27 protein-coding genes, 1 tRNA gene and 1 other annotated feature are annotated in these 20176 nt (G+C 35.5%); of the genes, 25 read left to right on the top strand and 3 right to left on the bottom strand.

The window, feature by feature from the left end; all coding sequences use genetic code 11:
- The first annotated feature begins 46 nt into the window (after positions 1–46).
- The 5 genes from EKM66_RS01630 to EKM66_RS01650 are packed head-to-tail and all read left to right on the top strand — an operon-like array spanning position 47 to position 2878.
- Entirely contained in the window at positions 47–604 is a 558-nt protein-coding gene (locus EKM66_RS01630) for a 5-formyltetrahydrofolate cyclo-ligase (RefSeq protein ID WP_125761027.1), read from the top strand.
- Position 605: 1 nt separating this feature from the next.
- Positions 606–1280 carry a rhomboid family intramembrane serine protease gene (locus EKM66_RS01635; RefSeq protein ID WP_125761030.1) on the top strand — a complete coding sequence of 225 codons (675 nt, stop codon included), beginning with the start codon at positions 606–608 and terminating at the stop codon, positions 1278–1280.
- The gene (locus tag EKM66_RS01640; RefSeq protein WP_125761032.1) at positions 1273–1503 is read left to right on the top strand and encodes a YqgQ family protein; all 231 of its coding nucleotides are present in this window, start codon (positions 1273–1275) and stop codon (positions 1501–1503) included. The genes EKM66_RS01635 and EKM66_RS01640 overlap by 8 nt, the downstream gene beginning before the upstream one ends.
- Complete coding sequence (locus tag EKM66_RS01645) at positions 1500–2462, top strand: ROK family glucokinase (protein ID WP_125761034.1); 963 nt, start codon at positions 1500–1502, stop codon at positions 2460–2462. Before EKM66_RS01640 ends, EKM66_RS01645 begins: the two co-directional genes overlap by 4 nt.
- A gap of 11 nt (positions 2463–2473) precedes the next feature.
- Complete coding sequence (locus EKM66_RS01650) at positions 2474–2878, top strand: rhodanese-like domain-containing protein (protein ID WP_125761036.1); 405 nt, start codon at positions 2474–2476, stop codon at positions 2876–2878.
- Positions 2879–2950: 72 nt separating this feature from the next.
- On the opposite strand, the gene EKM66_RS01655 is transcribed toward EKM66_RS01650, so the two are convergent.
- Positions 2951–3145, bottom strand: coding sequence for a DUF3042 family protein (locus tag EKM66_RS01655; protein ID WP_076616047.1), 195 nt, complete (start codon positions 3143–3145; stop codon positions 2951–2953).
- Between the two features lie 87 nt (positions 3146–3232).
- Between EKM66_RS01655 and miaA the strand changes: the two genes are divergently transcribed.
- From miaA to EKM66_RS01680, 5 genes are all read left to right on the top strand, one after another.
- Positions 3233–4159 (top strand): tRNA (adenosine(37)-N6)-dimethylallyltransferase MiaA, encoded by a 927-nt coding sequence (gene miaA / locus EKM66_RS01660; RefSeq protein ID WP_125761038.1) that lies wholly within the window; start codon positions 3233–3235, stop codon positions 4157–4159.
- Entirely contained in the window at positions 4152–5405 is a 1254-nt protein-coding gene (locus EKM66_RS01665; protein WP_125761040.1) for a methionine gamma-lyase family protein, read from the top strand. Before miaA ends, EKM66_RS01665 begins: the two co-directional genes overlap by 8 nt.
- 64 nt (positions 5406–5469) lie before the next feature.
- On the top strand, positions 5470–5739 hold the full coding sequence (locus EKM66_RS01670) for a hypothetical protein (protein ID WP_125761042.1): 270 nt from the start codon (positions 5470–5472) through the stop codon (positions 5737–5739).
- 131 nt (positions 5740–5870) lie between these two features.
- Positions 5871–5944 (top strand) — tRNA-Arg (locus EKM66_RS01675).
- A 49-nt stretch (positions 5945–5993) separates the two neighbouring features.
- Positions 5994–7052 (top strand): peptidoglycan recognition protein family protein, encoded by a 1059-nt coding sequence (locus EKM66_RS01680; protein WP_125761044.1) that lies wholly within the window; start codon positions 5994–5996, stop codon positions 7050–7052.
- A 194-nt stretch (positions 7053–7246) separates the two neighbouring features.
- On the opposite strand, the gene EKM66_RS12825 is transcribed toward EKM66_RS01680, so the two are convergent.
- Complete coding sequence (locus EKM66_RS12825) at positions 7247–7375, bottom strand: hypothetical protein (protein WP_263854120.1); 129 nt, start codon at positions 7373–7375, stop codon at positions 7247–7249.
- A 376-nt stretch (positions 7376–7751) separates the two neighbouring features.
- Between EKM66_RS12825 and EKM66_RS01685 the strand changes: the two genes are divergently transcribed.
- The 15 genes from EKM66_RS01685 (at position 7752) to recN (ending at position 19744) form a co-directional block, all read left to right on the top strand.
- Positions 7752–9131, top strand: a complete 1380-nt coding sequence (locus EKM66_RS01685) for a carboxylesterase family protein (protein ID WP_125761045.1) — start codon at positions 7752–7754, stop codon at positions 9129–9131.
- Between the two features lie 156 nt (positions 9132–9287).
- Positions 9288–9551 carry a hypothetical protein gene (locus EKM66_RS01690; protein WP_125761047.1) on the top strand — a complete coding sequence of 88 codons (264 nt, stop codon included), beginning with the start codon at positions 9288–9290 and terminating at the stop codon, positions 9549–9551.
- 571 nt (positions 9552–10122) lie between these two features.
- A complete protein-coding gene (locus EKM66_RS01695; protein ID WP_164505007.1) occupies positions 10123–11223 on the top strand; it encodes a hypothetical protein in 1101 nt (366 codons plus the stop codon).
- 44 nt (positions 11224–11267) lie between these two features.
- Positions 11268–11334, top strand: a sequence feature (ribosomal protein L21 leader region).
- Between the two features lie 10 nt (positions 11335–11344).
- On the top strand, positions 11345–11656 hold the full coding sequence (gene rplU / locus EKM66_RS01700; protein WP_025024022.1) for a 50S ribosomal protein L21: 312 nt from the start codon (positions 11345–11347) through the stop codon (positions 11654–11656).
- A gap of 2 nt (positions 11657–11658) precedes the next feature.
- The gene (locus EKM66_RS01705) at positions 11659–12003 is read left to right on the top strand and encodes a ribosomal-processing cysteine protease Prp (RefSeq protein ID WP_125761051.1); all 345 of its coding nucleotides are present in this window, start codon (positions 11659–11661) and stop codon (positions 12001–12003) included.
- A gap of 13 nt (positions 12004–12016) precedes the next feature.
- A complete protein-coding gene (rpmA, locus tag EKM66_RS01710; protein WP_125761053.1) occupies positions 12017–12289 on the top strand; it encodes a 50S ribosomal protein L27 in 273 nt (90 codons plus the stop codon).
- Between the two features lie 137 nt (positions 12290–12426).
- Positions 12427–12990, top strand: a complete 564-nt coding sequence (gene efp / locus EKM66_RS01715) for an elongation factor P (protein WP_125761055.1) — start codon at positions 12427–12429, stop codon at positions 12988–12990.
- Between the two features lie 23 nt (positions 12991–13013).
- Entirely contained in the window at positions 13014–13433 is a 420-nt protein-coding gene (locus tag EKM66_RS01720) for an Asp23/Gls24 family envelope stress response protein (RefSeq protein WP_125761057.1), read from the top strand.
- A gap of 5 nt (positions 13434–13438) precedes the next feature.
- Positions 13439–13846 carry a transcription antitermination factor NusB gene (gene nusB / locus EKM66_RS01725; protein ID WP_225426543.1) on the top strand — a complete coding sequence of 136 codons (408 nt, stop codon included), beginning with the start codon at positions 13439–13441 and terminating at the stop codon, positions 13844–13846.
- 43 nt (positions 13847–13889) lie between these two features.
- Entirely contained in the window at positions 13890–14756 is an 867-nt protein-coding gene (locus tag EKM66_RS01730; protein ID WP_125761059.1) for a bifunctional 5,10-methylenetetrahydrofolate dehydrogenase/5,10-methenyltetrahydrofolate cyclohydrolase, read from the top strand.
- Positions 14740–16092 carry an exodeoxyribonuclease VII large subunit gene (gene xseA / locus EKM66_RS01735; RefSeq protein ID WP_125761061.1) on the top strand — a complete coding sequence of 451 codons (1353 nt, stop codon included), beginning with the start codon at positions 14740–14742 and terminating at the stop codon, positions 16090–16092. Before EKM66_RS01730 ends, xseA begins: the two co-directional genes overlap by 17 nt.
- Positions 16092–16331 (top strand): exodeoxyribonuclease VII small subunit, encoded by a 240-nt coding sequence (locus tag EKM66_RS01740; RefSeq protein ID WP_125761063.1) that lies wholly within the window; start codon positions 16092–16094, stop codon positions 16329–16331. Before xseA ends, EKM66_RS01740 begins: the two co-directional genes overlap by 1 nt.
- Before the next feature lie 2 nt (positions 16332–16333).
- On the top strand, positions 16334–17179 hold the full coding sequence (locus EKM66_RS01745) for a polyprenyl synthetase family protein (RefSeq protein ID WP_125761065.1): 846 nt from the start codon (positions 16334–16336) through the stop codon (positions 17177–17179).
- 21 nt (positions 17180–17200) lie between these two features.
- Complete coding sequence (locus tag EKM66_RS01750) at positions 17201–18034, top strand: TlyA family RNA methyltransferase (RefSeq protein ID WP_191988024.1); 834 nt, start codon at positions 17201–17203, stop codon at positions 18032–18034.
- Between the two features lie 12 nt (positions 18035–18046).
- Complete coding sequence (recN, locus tag EKM66_RS01755; RefSeq protein ID WP_125761070.1) at positions 18047–19744, top strand: DNA repair protein RecN; 1698 nt, start codon at positions 18047–18049, stop codon at positions 19742–19744.
- Here recN and EKM66_RS01760 read toward each other — a convergent pair.
- Positions 19736–20062 (bottom strand): hypothetical protein, encoded by a 327-nt coding sequence (locus EKM66_RS01760; RefSeq protein WP_125761072.1) that lies wholly within the window; start codon positions 20060–20062, stop codon positions 19736–19738. The genes recN and EKM66_RS01760 overlap by 9 nt on opposite strands.
- Positions 20063–20176: the final 114 nt, after the last annotated feature.

The following is a 20176-nucleotide window of genomic DNA, read 5'->3' on the forward strand; positions in this document are numbered from 1 at the left end:
AACAGGTTAAAATTCCTGTTGTTTTTTTTTACTAGGGAGGTAACTTTTGGATAAAGTCAGCTTCAGAAAAAAGCAGATCGATATTATGGATGAGTTCATGAAATCTGATCAAGCTCAACGAGAGATTAATGAGATATATCTTCAATTATTTGATGATCCTAGTTTTAAAGCTGCTCAAACAATTGGAATTACAATGAGTATTGAAAATGAAATTCCCACTTTTCCAATTATTAAGAAATGTTGGGACATGGGCAAGAAAGTCTATATTCCTAAGACTTTTGGCGATTATTCCATGACTTTCGTAGAATATACTGCAGACACTGAATTGAAGACAAGTTCTTTTGGTGTTAGAGAACCTAAGGATTATACAGATAATGCATTGAATCCACCGGATCTTATAATTACACCGGGATTAGCCTTTTCAGAGGATCAAAAGGCCAGACTTGGTTTTGGAGCGGGATATTATGATCGTTATTTATCTCAGTATCCGACTAAAACAATTGCTTTAGCCTTATCGCGTCAATATTATCTGAAGACCCAATGGCCAGTTTATGTTTTAGACAAGCCGATCGATCAGATTATTTCGGTTTCTAAGGATAAGTAACATGAGGAGTTATCAACAAGAAAAACCATATGTTACTTGGTTTCTGCTAATTTTGACACTTGGTGTTTTTGTGGCGGAAACAATTAGTGGTGGTTCTGAGAATGTTAATACACTGGTTTTATTTGGTGCTAAAACTAATAATTTAGTTCAAGAAGGACAATGGTGGCGATTAATTACGCCAATGTTCGTTCATATCGGTGTATTACACATTTTGATGAATGGCTTCACTATTTATTATGTTGGTCAAATATTGGAACCAATGGTGGGACACGTTAGATTTCTTGTTATTTACCTAATAAGTGGAGTAACTGGGAATTTGGCAAGTTTTGCCTTTGGATCTAATAATGCTATTTCCGCTGGTGCTAGTACATCATTATTTGGTATGTTTGCGGCATTTTTGGCATTAGCTGTTATTTACAAAGAAAATCGTTTTCTTGGCGAGCTTGGTAAGAGCTTCTTGGGTTTAATCGCCATTAACTTGTTGCTCGATTTAACCATGTCAGGAATCGATATTTGGGGTCATTTAGGTGGAGCAGTTGGCGGATTCCTTGTGGGATTAGCTGCTGGATTACCTGGAATAAAACGACCAAAATTAATTTTTCGTGTACTTGCTCTAGTAATCATTGCTGTTATTTCTTATTATATGTATATAAAGGGTATGATAGTCTATGGATGAAATGAGCTTTAGAACCCTCTATGACGTACAACAGCTCCTTAAAAGATATGGAACCTATGTTCACCTCGGTAAAAGGATGTGGGACATAGAGCTTATGTCTATTGAGGTTAAGCGCTTGTATGAAAATGGAATGGTAGAAAAAAAGACTTTTATTAATGCTCAATTGGTCTTAAAACGTGAGCACAGAATAGAAGAAAAAAAAGAAAAGGACAGATCAAAGTGACAGAAAAGAAATTAATCGGTGTTGACCTTGGTGGTACAACAATTAAATTTGCAATCCTAACTGCTGCAGGCGAAATTCAACAAAAGTGGAGTATTGAAACAAATATTCTTTCTGATGGTCAATTAATTATCCCTGACATTATCGATTCAATTAACCATCACATTAAAATGTACGGTATGGAAGCTGACCAATTCAGTGGTATTGGACTAGGTTCACCTGGTACTATTAATGCCAAAGAAGGTACTATCAAAGGTGCTTTCAACTTGAACTGGAAGAACGAAGTTTATCCTGTACGTGATATTGAAGCTGGTACAGGTATTCCTGTAGTTATTGAAAATGATGCTAACGTTGCTGCTCTTGGTGAAAGATGGCAAGGTGCTGGTAATAATGCTGACGACGTTGTGTTCGTTACATTAGGAACTGGTGTTGGTGGCGGTATCATCGCTGGTGGACAATTAATTCATGGCGCTAACGGGGCTGCCGGTGAAATCGGACATGTTACTGTTGATCCACACGGTTTCATGTGTACTTGTGGTAAGAGAGGTTGTCTAGAGACAATTGCTTCTGCTACTGGTATTGTTCACGTTGCTAGAGATCGTGCTTCTGAATACGCTGGTGATTCAGAGTTAAAAGCAATGCTTGATGATGGTCAAGATATTTCAGCTAAGGACGTATTTGATCTAGCTAAGAAAGACGACGACCTTGCATTGATGGTTGCCGATTATGTTTGTGATTCATTAGGATTTGCACTTGGAAACATTGCTAATTCATTGAATCCTAAGTATGTTGTTATTGGTGGTGGTGTTTCAGCCGCTGGTGATTTCTTACTTAAAAAGGTTGAAAAGGCTATGCGTGCTAATGAATTCGCTACTATCAAGGATTCAACAGAAGTTAAGCTTGCAAGTCTTGGAAACGGTGCCGGTGTTATCGGTGCAGCATCATTGATTAAAGTTGATTAGGGGTTTTTTTAATGCAAATTATTAATACTATTTTGTACATCGTTGTTATCGGATATCTTGTTTACTTAGCCGGTTCATGGTTGTACTACTTTGTTAAAGCAAAACAGCTCAAGGGCGGCATTAGTGGAGAAGAGTTTGAATCTACAATGAGAAAAGCTCAAATCGTTGATTTAAGAGAAAAGAATACTTTTGATGCTAAACACATTTTAGGTGCTCGTAATTTGCCTTATACTCAACTTAAATATAAGGAAGATGAACTTAGACCAGATCTACCAGTTTATCTTTATGAAGATCGTAAATCAGTTAGTATTCGTGCGGCAGTAAAGCTTTCAAAGAAGGGCTTTACTAATGTTAAATGGTTAGACGAACGTTTTTCAGATTGGGAAGGAAAAACAAAGAAAACTAACAAACTCTAAAATTGATGAATTTGAGAGTACAAAAAAGGAGACTTAGACATTCTGTCAAGTCTCCTTTTTAATTAGTAAAATTTAGCCTTGGTGTGCTTGTAAACTTTTACGGTTTGCACGGCGGCGGTTTTCTTCAATACGATCGTTTTCAGCATCCTCAGGTTCGATAACAGTCTTCTTAAATGCATGAAGTGCGCCGTATACTGCAGTAGCTGTAGTAATTGAACCGAATAGGAATCCTTTAACAAAACGTAAGTGTTTTTGTTTCTTTGCCATAATATTATGTACCTCCTAATCTTTAATTCTCATTATGGCTTATTTCGTTTAAAATATCTATAAAATACATTGTAGAGAGGCGATTTTTTGAAAAAAGTTGTTGCGGTGGTTGGTCCAACTGCTGTTGGTAAGAGTGCTTTAGGGTTAAAATTAGCACAAAAATTTAATGGTGAAATTATTTCTGGAGATTCAATGCAGATTTATCGTGGATTGGATATTGGTACCGCTAAAGATTCGCCCGAAGAATTAAGATTGGTGCCACATCATTTGGTAAATATAAGTGATGTAATGGATCGATATACTGTTAAAGACTTTCAAGTCAAAGCCACACAAGTCATAAATGAATTATCAAATGAAGGTAAGAATTCATTTGTTGTTGGTGGGACTGGCTTTTATTTGAATTCGTTAATAAAGAACTTAAATCTAGGTGGTAACGCTGAAGGCGATGATGAACTTAGAGAAAAGTTATTAAAAGTTGAAGCTGAGTCTGGAATAGATGGATTACTTGATATATTAAAAGATGAAGACCCATCAGCGATGAATATTATTGATACCTCAAACGCTAGAAGGGTGATCCGTGCTATTGAGATACATCGTGTTACAGGAAAATCGGCTACCGAACAAGATAATGGCAATAAGTGGGCTGAATTTTATTTGATAGGTTTAACCGATGATCGAACTAAGCTTTATGATCGAATTAACACTCGTGTCGATAAAATGGTCGATATGGGCTTGTTAGACGAAGTGAGACCGATTTATGATAATCGCGACCAAATACCGCAGGCAGACAATGGAATCGGCTACAAGGAGTTATTTCCGTATTTTGAGGGTACTGCCAGTTTGGAATCATGTCTTGATGAGATCAAGAAGAACTCCAGGCATTTCGCCAAACGTCAACTAACGTATTTTCGTAACCAGATGGATGTGGATTGGTATAATATTAGTGAAGAGCCGGACTATCAAGATAAAATTGAGAGACGGATCATGAAATTTTTAGGAGGGCATAATGGCTAAGTGGAATGATGATTTTCCAGTTGAATTGAAAGAAGCAGTTAAGCAGGTCGACAATCAAATAGCTGGCAAACTTGCTGAAATTGATGATCGTGTTCTGGATAATCAAGATAAAGTATTAAAAGCGTTTAGAAAAGAAAGCATCGATGAGAGTAGTTTGTTAGGAACCACTGGTTATGGGGATGACGACCGTGGTAGAGATCAACTAGAGGCAGTATATGCCGACGTATTTCACACTGAGGCCGCTTTAGTTCGTCCACAGTTTGTTTCTGGGACACATACTTTGGCAGTTGCATTATTTGGCATGTTAAGACCAGGAGATAATCTTCTGTACGTTACAGGAGAGCCATATGACACTATGCAAGAAGTTATTGGTACTGCAGGTAATAAACGTGGTTCATTGATAGATTATCAAATTGGTTTTGATTATGTTGAAATGGATGGAGACAGCGTTGATTTTGAAACAATGAAAAAGAAAATCATTGAACAAAATCCTAAGGTTGTAGCTATCCAACGTTCTCGTGGATATTCAACACGCAAGAGTTTGACCGTTGATGAAATTGCCAAGATTATTAAAGAAATCAAATCAGTTTCTAAAGATGCAATTATTTTTGTTGATAATTGCTATGGTGAGTTTTCTGAAACAAGTGAACCTACAGAAGTGGGTGCCGATATTATGGCAGGCTCATTAATTAAGAATGCTGGTGGTGGTCTCGCAAAAACTGGTGGATATATTGTTGGTAGAAAAGATTTGGTTGAATTAGCTAGTTACCGCTTAACGGCTCCTGGTATAGGTGCTGCTGAGGGAGCAACTGTTGGTAGGTTGTCAGAAATATTCCAAGGATTTTTCCTTGCCCCAAGAGTAACGGGTAACGCCATAAAAGGTGCTATCTTTGAAGCAGCATTGTTTGCTAAAATGGGATTAAATGTTTCACCAAAATGGAATGAAGATAGAACTGATTTGATTCAGACCATTAACTTTGACGATCCTGATAAGATGGTCAAATTTGCCAAACTTGTTCAGAAATTTTCACCAATCGATTCAAACGTTTCTCCAGAACCAAGTCCAATGTCTGGTTATGAAGACCAAGTTGTTATGGCTGCAGGTACATTTGTTTCTGGTGCTAGTGTTGAATTTTCAGCCGATGGGCCTATGCGTGCTCCATATATTATTTATATCCAAGGTGGATTGACATATGAGCATGTTAAGATAGCCATTTCCAACGCATGTAAAGAGTTGTTCTATTAATTTTATAAAAATCATTCTTGCTAATTAGAACATATGTTCGTATAATAGTTCTTGAGGTGAGTTTATGCAAAGTGTAATTCTCAAGAACTTTATTGGTGAGTTTAACAAACGATATGATAAAAACACATATAGAAGCCTGGTAGTAGTTAATAATAGTCTGCTGGATCAATCTTCAATCGTTATGCGTAGTTTTGACTTAACTTTGCAGACGACGATAGAGAAGCAAATATTTGGGATTTCACCCATGAATTCTAACTTACTAACAGACCTTGTTAAGGATGCGGAAGAATCTTTGCCAATTAATGATGTCGGAATTCAATATCGTAGTGTATAATATTTAGAGGCTGTTAATCAGTCTCTTTTTTGTTCTAAAAGTTGTTATTGCTATGGAAATAAAAAAAATCAAATTTTTCATTTTTTCCGTTGACAACGATATAGGATATTCCCTATAATAGTACGAGTGATGTCGCAGTGGCTCAGTTGGATAGAGCAACGGTCTTCTAAACCGTAGGTCGTGAGTTCGAATCTCACCTGCGACATTTTGTGCATATACCAAGGTGTATGCAAACATTTGAAAAGGGTCGATAGATGTTGGTAAAACAACGTTTGTCGACTTTTTTTGTATTCTATTTTGCACGAATGAGTTCAAAAGATGATAATGATGTCAGAGGAATTCAAATAATGGAATTTGATATAGATAAAACATATATGTTAAGCATGAATGAGGGTTCTAATCAAAAAACTGCTAATAATTTAATTGTTCTTCACGAGACTACTAATGTTGGTGCAAAGAACAACGCAATTTATTTTAAAAATAATGTGAATACGATTCAAACTTATGTTCAATACGTTGTTGGTGATGGTGGGAAAATTTACCAGGTAGGATCTGACGGTTATGTAGCGTGGGCTGCAGGGAGTTATGCAAATACTAATTCACCAGTTCAGATTGAACTTGCTAGAACTTATGACAAGGGAACTTTTGAAAAAGATTATTCGACATTTGTCAATCTAGCCCGTGCAAAGGCAAAACAGTTTGGCATTCCTGTCGAACTGGATACATCCAATCAACGCGGAATTAAAACACATCTTTGGATATCCAACAATATTTGGGGCAATCATGTGGATCCAGTGCAAAGTTATTTAAAACCAACTTGGGGAATTACTCAAGAACAATTAACAAATGATATTGCTAACGGTATTGGAGAAACAGTAGTAAATCCTACGCCTCAATTGCCCAATAGAAACGTTATAACTATTAAAGATGGTCCTGTATCCGGCATTGCCGGATGGACAGCAGATGGACAAATTGTTCCTGGTTCTAATTCTAAATTAGTTAATACCTCAAATTGGAAATCATCAGGAATAAAACAAATTAATGGATTGCCTATGTACAAAATTGCCACTAATGAATACGTACCAAAGAAATATACTGATCAAGCTAATATTGTCACGATTAATAGTATTGGTGGAATTAATTCAGTTAAGTCCAGTGGTGAAAAAAACGATGGCGATGAAATCAAATTCAAGGATTTATCGCTCTGGGAAACGACCGATAAGCTATATCATATTGCCGACCGGGATTACTTCAAAATTTCAGTTAATGAATACATTGATGCTTTTTATACTATCGGTGGAGGGAACAAGTAATCATACAAGTATCAAACTAATCATAGGAAGATAGCGTGATAAAACATGTTTAACTTCTGAATATAACCTAAAAAATCTGCGTATTTACATAGTAAATGCACAGATTTTTGTAATTAAATGAAAGAGGTTGTGTCACGCTTTGACGCTGCAATTTTAGTGAATTATGTAGTTACGGCACAACTCTCTTATAAGTGTTACTTATTTCCAAATAACAGTGTTTTGTTTTCGTTCTGTAATTCAGATAGTACTTCTTTTTCGTGAACTGATAATTCTTGATTCTTGCGGGGCGATAGTAATGATTTGATAACTTCGATTAAAGTCATAATCGTAACCTCCAATATTAACAGTCAAATTTATGTCAGTAGTTAGTATATGTTTAAACATATCTTAACTATTTGAAGTATAACAAATTTAATTATCTATACAAAAATAATGATTGCAGAAATGAAACGTGGAAATTTCGACAATTACTTAGATCAAAAAGGAATACTTTATTGATACTTCAATTTGAGATTTTATGCGGAAGAATGAGGCATATACAAAAATCAACTTAAAATACTAAAATCAAAAACTCAAATATGACAAATTTCATCACAAATATACATATAGTCAATTCTTGTTATGAAGAAAATATTAGTCTACAATGTTAGACAATATTAATGAATTGATATTATTTATAGGCAAAGGGGATGATTGTGAATGAAGAAAGTTATTGAAACTACTACAGGCACTTTTCAAGGCTTTGAACAAAACAGTCATGTTAATTTTCGTGGTGTCCCATTTGGGTATGCTAAACGATTTAAACGCGCAGAAAAGTATATCTCTAATGATTTAAAAAAAGTTAATTTTGCAATTCACACTGGAACTCAACCTATGCAAGAGAGTGCTCTAGAAAAGTCAGATATTTTTTATGGCGAAGATTGTCTTAATTTGGATATCTCAACTCCAAGTGTTGATGGAAAGTTTCCAATAGTTATTGAATTATTTGGTGGTGGTTTCATAAATGGTGGCAATGCCACAAAGAATATGCCATGGCTGGATAAGGAACCGATTGTTCACGTGATGCCTAATTATCGTATTGGATTATTTGGTTGGTCAGTAGTTGATGGTGGCGATACTAATGTTGGGTTATCTGATCAGCTATTGGCACTTCAATGGGTAATTGATAATGCTCAAAAAATTGGTGGCGATGTTGATAATATTAATCTGGTAGGTTTATCTGCCGGTGCAAAATCTATCTCTGCCATGATGGCTTCTAACTCTGAATTGCCGGATTATATAAAGAAAATTGTTTTATTTAGTGGATCCGTTCAGACAATTAGAGATTTAAGTACTGCTAAAAAAGTTACTAAAAGATTTTGTGATGTAAGTAGTATTTCTAATGATCAGGAGCTTTTTAATTTAACCGATGATGGACTGTTGACAGTTCAGGTTAATGCTACTAAGGGTCATATTCCAACTAACTGGTTTGGGCCTGTAATTGATAATGATTTAATTTCAGACAACTGGTCTAATACACTAGTCAATAGACTTAAAAGGACTGATTTTAAGTCGCTTATCAGCGCCGGTACCAACGAGCAGGTATTATTAAATAAATATGATTTGGCTACTTTAAAGACAAAAGTATGTGAAGACCTATTTGGATCTAACGCCAAGATATTATTGGAGCAGTTGCCGGATTCTGGGAATCAAAAGGCGGCTTTAGTGAGAATGATCGGCGAAGCAATGTATAGTTTGCCATCATTTAAGACTGAACGTCTTCTTTCAGATAATGAGGGGGATGTTTACGGAAATTATTTCTCAGTCTTTGATGGCAGACACGGTGGTAATATCGGATACTTATCTATTCAAAAGGATAAGCTGAATATTGAATACCGTAGGAACCGTCAATATTATGGTCAATTGATTATGGATTATATTTTGAATTCAAAACCATACAATGATGACATAAAGTTTGAATGGCCGCTCTTTGATAATAATCAGTTGGTTATGAAATTGGACTCAAATGATATAAGCAGTGTTTCATTGATCGATCATGAATGGGTTAAAAATCTTCCTTGGCAAACTTATAAGTTGTAAAAAAAGATTTTGTATATAATTACTTATACAAAGGCCTTTTGAAAACACATGAAAAAAATAATATTGCAATGTTCGTGTTTTCATTTTACAATAAACACGTTGTGCTTAAAGTTTAAGCATTATTTAGTAATGCTTAGGATTTTAGAGGTGGGGTACTTGAAAAGGGAGTATTCGTTTTTTATAACAGTTGCTTTTATAATCATTGATTTAATTGTATCTGTATTGACTCAACTTAATGTTGTTAGCACTTTTGTAGGAGTTGCAACTGGAATTGGGTTAATTGCTCTTTTAGTTTTAATAACTAGAATTTTTACTAAGCTAGATATGAAAAAAGGCAAAACTGCATTTTCGTTTCTAGCAGCAGTATTCGTTTTATTGATTTTTGGTCCACTCCTACTAGTATCTTCAGTAGGCATATAACATTTGAATATTATTTAGGATTGGGACAGTTGTGTAGTCTCAATCCTTTTTTAGTATAATTAGAGATAATCTTCTCTGTGAGGTTTTAAAAATGTCGAGCAAAGCTTGGAAAAGAACTATCTTAGGAACAACTTTTATTTTAATCAGCATTATTTATACGGTTATGCTCTCAGTATATGGGAAGGTAAGCTGGAATCTGATTTTTGATATCCAGCGTATTAATAGCTTGAACAATATAATTGTCTCGCCGACTAATTTTAATTTTTGGGGTCACAATGGCAGTCAGGTAAATCTATTCGTCCCGTGGGTAACATCAATTGTCTTTTGGCCGTTATTTCAAATTGAATCTCCATTGCTGGGATATTTATTGTCATTTGGGCTGATTACATTGATGACAATGCTCAGTGCGTATTATTTCATTTTTAAATTGTCCGATGATACACTGCAGTCTTTTATATTTGCAATGATTTATACACTCTCATTGACAAGGCTTAATATAGTATTAAGCGGGAAATTATCAGATTATTTGTTAATGATATTTATGCCATTAGTTTTTTATGGATTATTTAGAATGTTAGAAGGCTTTTTCTCAGATTGGCCACTTTATACTCTAGGAATAGTTTTGATTGCATTAACTAGTCCGTGGATGTCGATTGCTATTATGTTAGTCAGCCTAATTTTGATAATACTAGCGGCGGTTTATAGAGAAACTCATAGTTGGAAATATTGGAAGAACATGATTATCACAATGTTAGAATCAGTAGTCTTAACTATTATATCTACGTTGGGATATACGATACCGTTGATACAACGCAATGAGTTTTTCCAAGCTAGTTTTAAACCAATGATTCAATTGAGCAATTTCAATTTATCCAATTATTACGGTGGTACACAAAATCTTTATTTGATTTATGGAGCGGTAGCATTATTGCTAGCTGTGGTTGTTTTGTGGATTCCTAGAAGTTATCTGATTTATAAACTTACTGCATTTGGCATTATGGTTTCAGGAATTCTTTCGACTGATTTGGTTCCATGGAAACTATTCAAACATTTTGATTTTAGTAAAATAACCGTTTATTTTTGGTTGATTTTTAGTTTTCTGATTTGTTTATTGATCAGCTATTTGCTGACACAATTGACTGAAAACAAGTCGCCTCTACTAAAATTGATTGTATTATTATTGGCCACAATAATAAGTTGCGCAGTATTTTATGTTAATTTTCCAAAACAAGCTGGAAATATGTTGAATGATACCATTTCATCAAATGATTCAATGATCGTACATTATCCAAAGAAAAGTTTTGATCATCAAGATAACTTAAAAGACTTTTTGGTTGATGGAAAATTAGAACGAGTATCGTATACCACAACCTCTAATTTCTTCGAATTTAAGTATTATAATTCCAAATCTTCAACTATTGATGTGCCGGTTATCTATAGTCACGGCTTGAATGTTCAAATAAATAATGAAGATGTTAAATCAACGAATACTGATCGTGGTACGGTCAAGATAAAATCACAACCTGGAGCCAATATAGTCCAACTACGTTATCAATACAGTACTTTGGCGAAAGTTGCGATGGGATTAAGTCTGCTCGGTTGGCTGCTATTATTGTGGGTAATCATCAATAAAGGTAAGTGGTCTATAGGAAAACTTATTAATAATAGTTGAAAAAGATCTTAATATTTGCTATATTTTATTAGTTGCAATCACTATTGCATCTACAACCGCTCAAAATTAGGTTAAAGCTTCGGCACCTAACTGGCGAGTCTTAGAAAGGAGTGTACACACTATGTACGCAATTATTAAAACTGGTGGTAAGCAATATAAGGTTGAAGAAAATGACTCAATCTTTATTGAAAAACTTGATGTTAAAGAAGGGGACGCTGTTACATTTGACGATGTAATTCTTGTTTCTGACGGAGACAGTGTTAAAGTTGGAGACCCTGTAGTAAAGGGTGCTTCTGTTACAGGTAAAGTTGAAAAACAAGGTAAGGACAAGAAAGTTGTTACTTACAAATACAAACCTAAGAAGCATTCACATACTAAGACAGGTCACCGCCAACCATATACTAAGGTACTTATCGACAGTATCAAAGGTTAATTATGATTAGAGCAAGTTTTCACCAGAATGACAAACAACAGATTGATTCATTTCTGATTAAAGGACATGCTGACTCAGGACCTTATGGTCAAGATTTAGTTTGTGCAGCTGTTTCGGCAGTAACAATTGGAACAATCAACAATCTGGAGAAGCTTACTAAGGCCAGTCCTCAGGTTGTACTTGATGAGGTCAACGGCGGCCATTTGGGCTGTCGCTTTAATGAAGCTGTATCGCATGATACTGCTTTACTACTGGATAATTTATTTTATATCCTCAAGGATATCCAAGGTAGTTATCCAGAGAACATTACTGTTCAAACAAAAAATAAAATTATAGATCTTGCTTAAGGAGGTAAATCTCATGCTTAAAATGAATTTACAATTTTTCTCTCACCATAAGGGTGGTGGATCAACTTCTAACGGCCGTGATTCAGCTGGTCGTAGATTAGGTGCAAAGCGCGCTGATGGACAAGCCGTATCAACTGGCTCAATTATCTACAGACAACGTGGAACTAAGATTCATCCTGGTGAAGGCGTTGGCCGTGGTGGCGACGATACATTGTTCGCACTTAAAGATGGTGTTGTTAAGTTTGAAAGACTTGGCAGAGATAGAAAGAAAGTTTCAGTTTACTAATTCTTATATCTTACTTAAAAAGAGGACATTGTCCTCTTTTTTTTATATAATGAGCTAGAGATATTGTCATTAATAGTGAAATATTGGTAAGATAATAAATGAAGTATTTTTAACGTTTAATATCAAGGAGAATGAAAATGTCAATTTCAGTAAATGAATTTAAAAATGGTTTGACAATCGAAGTTAAAGACGGAATCTGGCGTGTTATTGAATTTCAACATGTTAAGCCTGGTAAGGGTAGTGCATTCGTACGTTCAAAGTTAAAGAATTTGAGAACTGGTGCTGTTCAAGAAATGACTTTTAGATCAACTGCTAAAGTTGAAAAAGCTAATATTGAGAACAAGAAGATGCAATATCTATACGCTGAAGGTACAAACTACGTGTTCATGGATACTACTACATATGAACAACTTTCACTTCCTCAAGAAGAAATCACTGAACAATTGAAGTTCTTGAAAGAAAACATGGAAGTTAACGTATTGATGTATGGCGGTGAAACACTTGGTGTTGATCTTCCTAATACTGTAGACCTGAAAGTTGCATCAACTGAAGCATCTATTAAAGGTGATACACAATCAGGTGGTTCAAAACCAGCTACTATGGAAACTGGCGTTGTTGTTCAAGTACCATTCTTCGTTAACGAAGGAGATATGCTAACAATCAACACTCAAGATGGTACATATATTTCACGTGCTAACTAATTTTTGATTATGGAGATAAGTTTATGGCTGAACAAAAGTATGTTTCTCTACAACAAGATAGTGGAAAAGTAAAAGGTAATGTTGAAATCTCACATCAAGTTATTGAGATCCTTCTAGGCATCGCTACTAATCAAGTAGAAGGTGTTTATGAAATGCGCGGTACCCTTTCCAACAGGATTGATTCACTTTTTGGTATAATCAATCATGGGAAAGGTGTCGACGTGGTTTTTGATGATGATAAGATTTCTGCAGATGTATTCGTCTATTTAGAATACGGCGTATCAATTCCTAAAGTATCATTAGAAATACAAAAATCAGCCATTGAACAACTTGAATTCATGACCGATTTGGCTTTGAAAGAAATTAACGTGCATGTTGTAGGTTTAATCGCTAAGAAGGAATCTGGCGAGTTAGAACGTGTAACAACGGATAAAAAGGAATAATACTAGTGAGTATAAATAGACATAATATTAGAGAACTTGCTGTTCAAACACTTTTTTCCATTGAGACTACCAAAGATGATCCAGACACAGCTATTGCGTCAGTAATGGAGCTTTCCGACTTAGAAGACCAAGATGTGCCTGATTATTTGAAGTTTTTAGTTTCGGGAACAAGTGAAAAGCAAGATGAATTAGATAAAGAAATATCTGAGCATTTGAAGAATAAATGGACTGTTGGGCGTCTTTCACGAATTGACCGTGTGATTTTACGAGTCAGTTTGTTTGAAATGCAAAATAGTCTTGAGGTTCCAAAAAAGGTTGCGATCGACGAAGCCATTGAACTTGCCGGTGATTACGGCGATAAAGATTCAAAGGCTTTCATAAATGGAATTTTATCTAACTTTGTTGAAGGGTAAAGGCTGGTCTTTTTGACCAGTCTTTTTATATGGTGAATTATAAATGAAATTATTAGACGGAAAAAGAGTAGCTAGTGCATTAGACGAATCAATGTCAAAGCGTGTTGCAGCATTAAAGGAACAGGATGTTACGCCAGGATTAGCTGTTATACTAGTAGGTAGTAACGGTGCAAGTTCTGTATACGTTAGAAATAAGAAACGCCGTGCGGAAAAATTAGGCTTTAATTTTCAACTGATTCATTATGAAGAAACCGTAACAGAAACAGAGATCCTAAATAAAATTGATGAATTAAATCATGATGAAACTATAGATGGATTTATAGTACAATTACCATTACCAGATCAAATCGATGAAGACAAAGTCATTCAAGCGATTGATCCTAAAAAAGATGTTGATGGATTCTCTCCAATCAACGTTGGTAATTTGTGGATCGGTGATTCAACAATCAAACCAGCAACCGCTGATGGTATCATCAAGATGCTTGATTATTATAATGTTCCATTGAAAGGTAAGAATGCTGTAGTTATTGGTCGTAGCAATATTGTAGGGAAACCAGTAGCAGCATTACTTTTGGAACGCAATGCCACTGTAACCATTTCTCATATATTTACCAAGAATTTACCTGAGATTGCTAGTAAAGCTGATGTCTTAGTTGTAGCAATCGGTGATCCCAAGTTCATCAAGGCCAATTACATCAAACAAGGTGCAGTGGTTGTTGATGTAGGTATGAATCATGATGAAAATGGTAAATTGTGTGGGGATGTTGATTTTGATGATGTAAAAGACAAAGTTAGCATGATCTCTCCTGTTCCCGGTGGTGTTGGTCCAATGACAATTACTTCGTTAATGGATATGACGATTGTTTTAGCCGAAGAAAGAGCAAAAAGAATAAATGGATCAAAAGGATAATTCTCAGTATTTAACAGTAACTGCTTTAACACAGTATTTGAAACGAAAATTTGACGTGGATCCTTATTTGGGACACGTTTATTTGATGGGTGAAATTTCCAATTTTCGCCCTCGACCTAATTCACATCAGTACTTTTCTTTAAAGGATAATAAAGCCAAAATTTCGGCAATTATGTTCAAGTCGGCTTTTAGTAAAGTGAAGTTTGTTCCTGAAGAGGGTATGAAGGTACTTGTACGGGGCAGAATATCGCTGTATGAGCCAAGTGGTACTTATCAAATATATGTTGAATCAATGGAACCGGATGGTTTAGGTGCATTGTATTTAGCGCTAGAACAATTGAAGAAGAAGCTTGCTCAGCAAGGCGTATTTGACCTGCCTAAGAAGGAAATACCTAAGTTTCCAAAAAGGATTGCGGTTGTAACTAGTCAATCGGGAGCCGTTATTCACGATATTATGACGACCGTTGCTAGAAGATACCCGATTGCTCAGTTGGTACTATTTCCAGCACAGGTTCAGGGCGACGAAGCAGCACCAACTATTGTTAAACAATTGAAGCGGATCAATGAAATGGGTAATTTTGATACAATTATCATTGGTCGTGGTGGTGGATCGATTGAGGACTTGTGGCCATTTAATGAAGAAATAGTAGCCCAAGCAATTGTTTCTAGTCAGATACCAATAATCTCATCAGTTGGTCATGAAACAGATACCACTATAGCGGATATGGTTGCGGATTTACGTGCAGCAACGCCAACAGCTGCGGCGGAGTTGGCAACTCCGGTATTGCGTGATGTATTGCTTCATTTGCAAGATTTGAATACCAGAATTTATAATGCAGAGAATAAGATTATTCAGAATTATCGTGATAAGGTCAACAATTATTCACAAAACGCGATGTTGCAACATCCTGAACGAATTTATCAGGTATATATGCAAAATGTTGATACGCTGACTAGTAAGTTGCATCAAACTTTGCAAAATACGATCTACAATAATAAGCAGTTGTTATATGATCAAGAAAATCGTTTGGTTAGAAGTTCACCACGCGAGAAATTGCATTATTACGACACAACGGTTAATAATCTGACTCAGGAAATGTTAACTTCTGTTAGACAAATAATAAATTATAAGAAAAACAAATTTGGAAGTACTGTCTCGGCATTAGATTCTCTGAGTCCACTAAAAACTTTGAGCCGAGGATACGCAATTCCAACTAATGAAAATCATAAAATATTGAAGAATACTAGTGATTATAAAATTAACGAAGAAGTCAGTTTGAAAGTCATTGATGGTACTGTTACCTTAGTGACTCAGGATATAAGCGAGGATAAATGATGGCTGAGAAGAAAAAAACTTTTGAAGAAAATTTGGCGGACTTGGAACAAATAGTAACCAATCTCGAAACTGGTGATGTTCCGTTGGAAGAAGCCATGGAAAAGTTTAAAAAGGGTGTTGCATTGAGTAAGAGTTTGGAAAAGACATTGAGTAATGCTGAAAATACTGTTACAAAAATAATGCAAACTGATGGCAGTGAAGAAAATTTGACGGATGATAAGACCGAAGGTAAGGAATAGTCATGGATATAAAAGACTTTACTGAATTTCATGAAGAATTATTACCCGAATTTAATAAATTTTTAAATGATAAAATAGCCTCAGAAATCAAGCAACCAACTTTGCGAGATGCGATGCTTTATTCAGTTAATGCTGGCGGTAAACGTGTCCGTCCTATGCTTATGCTGGCAGTAGTATACTCGTGTGGTGTTAAACGTGAAAATTTATCCGATTATTTTGACATTGCTGGAGCAATCGAATTAATTCATACATATTCGTTGATTCACGATGATCTTCCAGAGATGGATAATGATGATTATCGTCGTGGTAAATTGTCGAACCATAAGAAATTTGGAACTGGTCCAGCTGTCTTAGCTGGCGATGGTCTGTTGACACAAGCGTTTTATTGGATTGCAAAATCTAATCTTGATACTAGCAAGCGAATGGCTGCGGTTAGAATATTAGCTCATAATGCTGGTCCAATGGGAATGGTCGCGGGACAAATGACGGACATTACCAAAGAGGACAGGCAATTAACAGAAGCAGAGTTAACTGAATTGCACCGCCAAAAAACTGCGGATTTGATTGTTGTTTCTATTACAATTGGAGCTTTTTGCGCTGACCATGATTTATCTAAAAATTTGGTTGATTATGCGAATAAAGTCGGTTTGGCTTTTCAAGTTAAGGATGACCTTGACGATTATGGAACTGCTGAAGATGAGGACAAAAATACATTCCCAAATTTGATTGGTAAAGATGCAACTGAGGACAGACTTCGTAATTTGGTTAAAGATGCACTGAATGCGGTTTTAAAAGAACAAAAGTTTGATAAAAATTTGATGGTAAGTTTTTTGAATTATTTTAAATAATGATTTAAAGGCAAGGATTGGGTGAAAAGATTGGCAAAAAAAAGGGTAGATGTTTTATTAGTTGAACAAAACCTATTTGAATCACGTGAGCAGGCTAAACGTTCGATCATGGCGGGTGAAGTCTATAATCAAGATAATTTACGATACGATAAACCAGGCGAAAAGATTGATCCAGATACGATTCTTCACGTTGTTCAAGGTGCACATAGTAAGTATGTAAGTCGTGGTGGATACAAATTAGAGAAGGCAGTTGAATCATTTGATATTGATTTGAAAGATAAGATTTGTCTTGATATTGGTTCATCAACCGGCGGATTTACTGATGTTGCTTTGCAAAATGGTGCCAAGATGGTTTATGCGCTCGACGTTGGATATAATCAGCTTGCATGGAAGCTTCGTAGTGATGATCGTGTAGTTGTTATGGAACGAGTTAATTTCCGTTACAGCAAGCCTGAGGACTTTCACGAAGGTCTACCTGAATTTGCTATGACAGATGTTTCATTTATTTCACTGGAGTTGATATTGCCACCAATGTTTAATATTATCCTTCCCGGTTCTGAGGCTGCTTGTTTGATTAAACCGCAGTTTGAAGCTGGTCCCGAGAATGTTGGTAAGCATGGAATCGTTAGAGATCACAAAGTACACAAGATGGTTCTTGAAAAGATTTTAAATTTTGCCAAAGAAACAGGATTTATTGTTAGTGGATTGGATTTTTCACCGATTAAGGGTGGAGAAGGTAATATCGAATTCCTAATGCATATTCAAAAGCCCGAAAATGAACAGGCAGGCGAAATCCTCGACACTGTTTCAATTAGTGATACCATGGAAGCTGCTTATTCAAGTTTGAACAAATAGGTGAAAAAATAAATGCTGAAAGAATTAATAATTAATAATTTTGCTATTATTAGCGAGTTACAAATTGATTTTAAAAGTGGAATGACTGCATTAACTGGTGAGACTGGTGCGGGTAAATCGATTATCATCGATGCTTTAGGTCTCTTGGTTGGTAGTCGGTCATCTGTGGATTTTATTCGAACCGGCAAAGATAGCTTAAAGGTACAAGGATTATTTGAAGTCAATTCAGGTAGTCCTGTTTTTGCTATAATGGATAAATATGGAATCAATCATTCTGACAAGTCCATTATTGTCAAACGTGAAATTAATCGACGTGGCAGAAATGTCTGCCGATTAAATGATGAATTAGTAAATACCAATACTCTCAAGGAAATTGGGAAGTATTTAGTTGAGATACATGGACAAAATCAACAACAAGAACTACTCGATGAGGATAATCATATTGATATTTTGGATAGATATGCGGATGAAAAGTTAGAAAACCTGTTGGAACAATATCAAGTTATTTTCGCAGATTATCAGTCAAAAAAGGCTAGATTGCGTGCGATTCAAAAAGATTCGCAGAACCTAGCTCAAAGAATTGATATGCTGAAATTTCAAATAGAAGAAATTGACAGTGCCCAGATTAAAAAAGGTGAAGATGATACGCTTGAAGAAGAAAAAAATCATCTAGCCAATTTTGAAAAGATCAGTACTGCACTACAGGAAAGCTATCAGATTTTGTCTGAGAGTGGTATTGGGGTTGTTGATACACTTGGTAACGTTCGAGAACAACTAGATGACATTAGTGAGTATGATAAGGTTTACAAAGAATTATATGATTCTATAAGCGGAGCATACTATCAAGTTCAGGATGATATGTCGACTATTTCAGATCAGTTAGACGGATTAGACTTTGATGAGGAACGCTTGGATGAAATACAGAAGCGCTTGATAACACTGGATAATTTGAAGAAGAAGTATGGTCCTTCACTAGATGAGGTTATCAAATTTGGTATCGATGCTCATGATGAATTATCAAAGATTGATATAGACGATTCGACAGAAGAAAAGCTACAAGAAAATATTCAAAAAGATCTTAGTCAATTAATGGATCTTGGTAAACAGCTATCTGATGAGCGCCATCTAGTTGCTGCAACTTTGGAGAAATCCATTAATTATCAGTTAAAAGAATTGTATATGAAAAATGCCCGTTTTGATGTTGGCTTTAAAACTTTAAATGAAGATTCCATAACCGAAAAAGGTATTGATCAAATTAGATTTAACTTAAAAACCAATGTCGGGGAAGACTTCAAACCATTGGCAAAAGTTGCATCTGGTGGTGAGTTATCACGTGTTATCCTTGCCTTTGAGGCTATAATTGCTGAAAAGATGAATGTTGAAACAATAATCTTTGATGAGATAGACACAGGTGTTAGTGGACGTGTTGCTCAAGCGATTGGTGATAAAATATATAAAGTTGCTCAAGCAGTGCAGGTTTTATGTATTACTCATTTACCACAGGTTGCTGCAATGAGTGACCTTCAATTTCAAATCGAAAAAAAGACCATCAAGAACAAAACTCAAACTTCAGTTTCGTTACTTGATGATCATGAGAGAATCGATGCTATTTCATTGATGCTGGCAGGTACTAAGGTTACTGACTTGACCAAGGAACATGCTCAAGAATTGCTTGAGCTGGCACAAGGTGAGCAGAAGAGATTAGACTAGATTAATGGATTTGATTTGAGCTAATTCAATAATTTTGTAGAAAGAATTGCTGGATTTTAGGACATATTTATTCTTATTAATCCGTTTAATCAACTTGCCATCAAACTGTTCATCGTTTACCATAGTTACAATAATAAAGTATTGATTTTGGAAGCTTTGTTCAGCGAAGAAATCCAGTTGCTTATGAGGCATTTGTATTAGGTCGTTGCTATTAATGGTACCTAACTTGAAGTCAAAATTACGATCAATGAACGTTGCTGTATTATTGATAATTGTTTGAGCCAAGGTATTGTTTAGATGTGATTGTTTTACTTGCATTTTAGAAACCCCCGAACGCTTGTTTGTGTCTTTATTATACGAACCCTTGTTCGTTTAAGCAACTATATTTTAATTTTTCTTAACTATTTTTTTGGTGAACACGCGCAAAGCCTT

Source organism: Companilactobacillus hulinensis, assembly GCF_003946555.1.
GTDB classification, from domain to species: Bacteria; Bacillota; Bacilli; order Lactobacillales; family Lactobacillaceae; genus Companilactobacillus; species Companilactobacillus hulinensis.

Excerpts from the sequence above, each read along its gene's own strand:
- EKM66_RS01635 (WP_125761030.1), top strand. The coding sequence starts at position 606 with ATGAGGAGTTATCAACAAGAAAAACCATATGTTACTTGGTTTCTGCTA.
- EKM66_RS01640 (WP_125761032.1), top strand. The coding sequence starts at position 1,273 with ATGGATGAAATGAGCTTTAGAACCCTCTATGACGTACAACAGCTCCTT.
- EKM66_RS01650 (WP_125761036.1), top strand. The coding sequence starts at position 2,474 with ATGCAAATTATTAATACTATTTTGTACATCGTTGTTATCGGATATCTT.
- EKM66_RS01655 (WP_076616047.1), bottom strand. The coding sequence starts at position 3,145 with ATGGCAAAGAAACAAAAACACTTACGTTTTGTTAAAGGATTCCTATTC.
- EKM66_RS01665 (WP_125761040.1), top strand. The coding sequence starts at position 4,152 with ATGGCTAAGTGGAATGATGATTTTCCAGTTGAATTGAAAGAAGCAGTT.
- EKM66_RS01670 (WP_125761042.1), top strand. The coding sequence starts at position 5,470 with ATGCAAAGTGTAATTCTCAAGAACTTTATTGGTGAGTTTAACAAACGA.
- EKM66_RS01680 (WP_125761044.1), top strand. The coding sequence starts at position 5,994 with ATGTTGGTAAAACAACGTTTGTCGACTTTTTTTGTATTCTATTTTGCA.
- EKM66_RS12825 (WP_263854120.1), bottom strand. The coding sequence starts at position 7,375 with ATGACTTTAATCGAAGTTATCAAATCATTACTATCGCCCCGCAAGAAT.
- EKM66_RS01685 (WP_125761045.1), top strand. The coding sequence starts at position 7,752 with ATGAAGAAAGTTATTGAAACTACTACAGGCACTTTTCAAGGCTTTGAA.
- EKM66_RS01695 (WP_164505007.1), top strand. The coding sequence starts at position 10,123 with ATGTTAGAAGGCTTTTTCTCAGATTGGCCACTTTATACTCTAGGAATA.
- rplU (WP_025024022.1), top strand. The coding sequence starts at position 11,345 with ATGTACGCAATTATTAAAACTGGTGGTAAGCAATATAAGGTTGAAGAA.
- EKM66_RS01705 (WP_125761051.1), top strand. The coding sequence starts at position 11,659 with ATGATTAGAGCAAGTTTTCACCAGAATGACAAACAACAGATTGATTCA.
- rpmA (WP_125761053.1), top strand. The coding sequence starts at position 12,017 with ATGCTTAAAATGAATTTACAATTTTTCTCTCACCATAAGGGTGGTGGA.
- efp (WP_125761055.1), top strand. The coding sequence starts at position 12,427 with ATGTCAATTTCAGTAAATGAATTTAAAAATGGTTTGACAATCGAAGTT.
- EKM66_RS01720 (WP_125761057.1), top strand. The coding sequence starts at position 13,014 with ATGGCTGAACAAAAGTATGTTTCTCTACAACAAGATAGTGGAAAAGTA.
- EKM66_RS01730 (WP_125761059.1), top strand. The coding sequence starts at position 13,890 with ATGAAATTATTAGACGGAAAAAGAGTAGCTAGTGCATTAGACGAATCA.
- xseA (WP_125761061.1), top strand. The coding sequence starts at position 14,740 with ATGGATCAAAAGGATAATTCTCAGTATTTAACAGTAACTGCTTTAACA.
- EKM66_RS01740 (WP_125761063.1), top strand. The coding sequence starts at position 16,092 with ATGGCTGAGAAGAAAAAAACTTTTGAAGAAAATTTGGCGGACTTGGAA.
- EKM66_RS01745 (WP_125761065.1), top strand. The coding sequence starts at position 16,334 with ATGGATATAAAAGACTTTACTGAATTTCATGAAGAATTATTACCCGAA.
- recN (WP_125761070.1), top strand. The coding sequence starts at position 18,047 with ATGCTGAAAGAATTAATAATTAATAATTTTGCTATTATTAGCGAGTTA.
- EKM66_RS01760 (WP_125761072.1), bottom strand. The coding sequence starts at position 20,062 with ATGCAAGTAAAACAATCACATCTAAACAATACCTTGGCTCAAACAATT.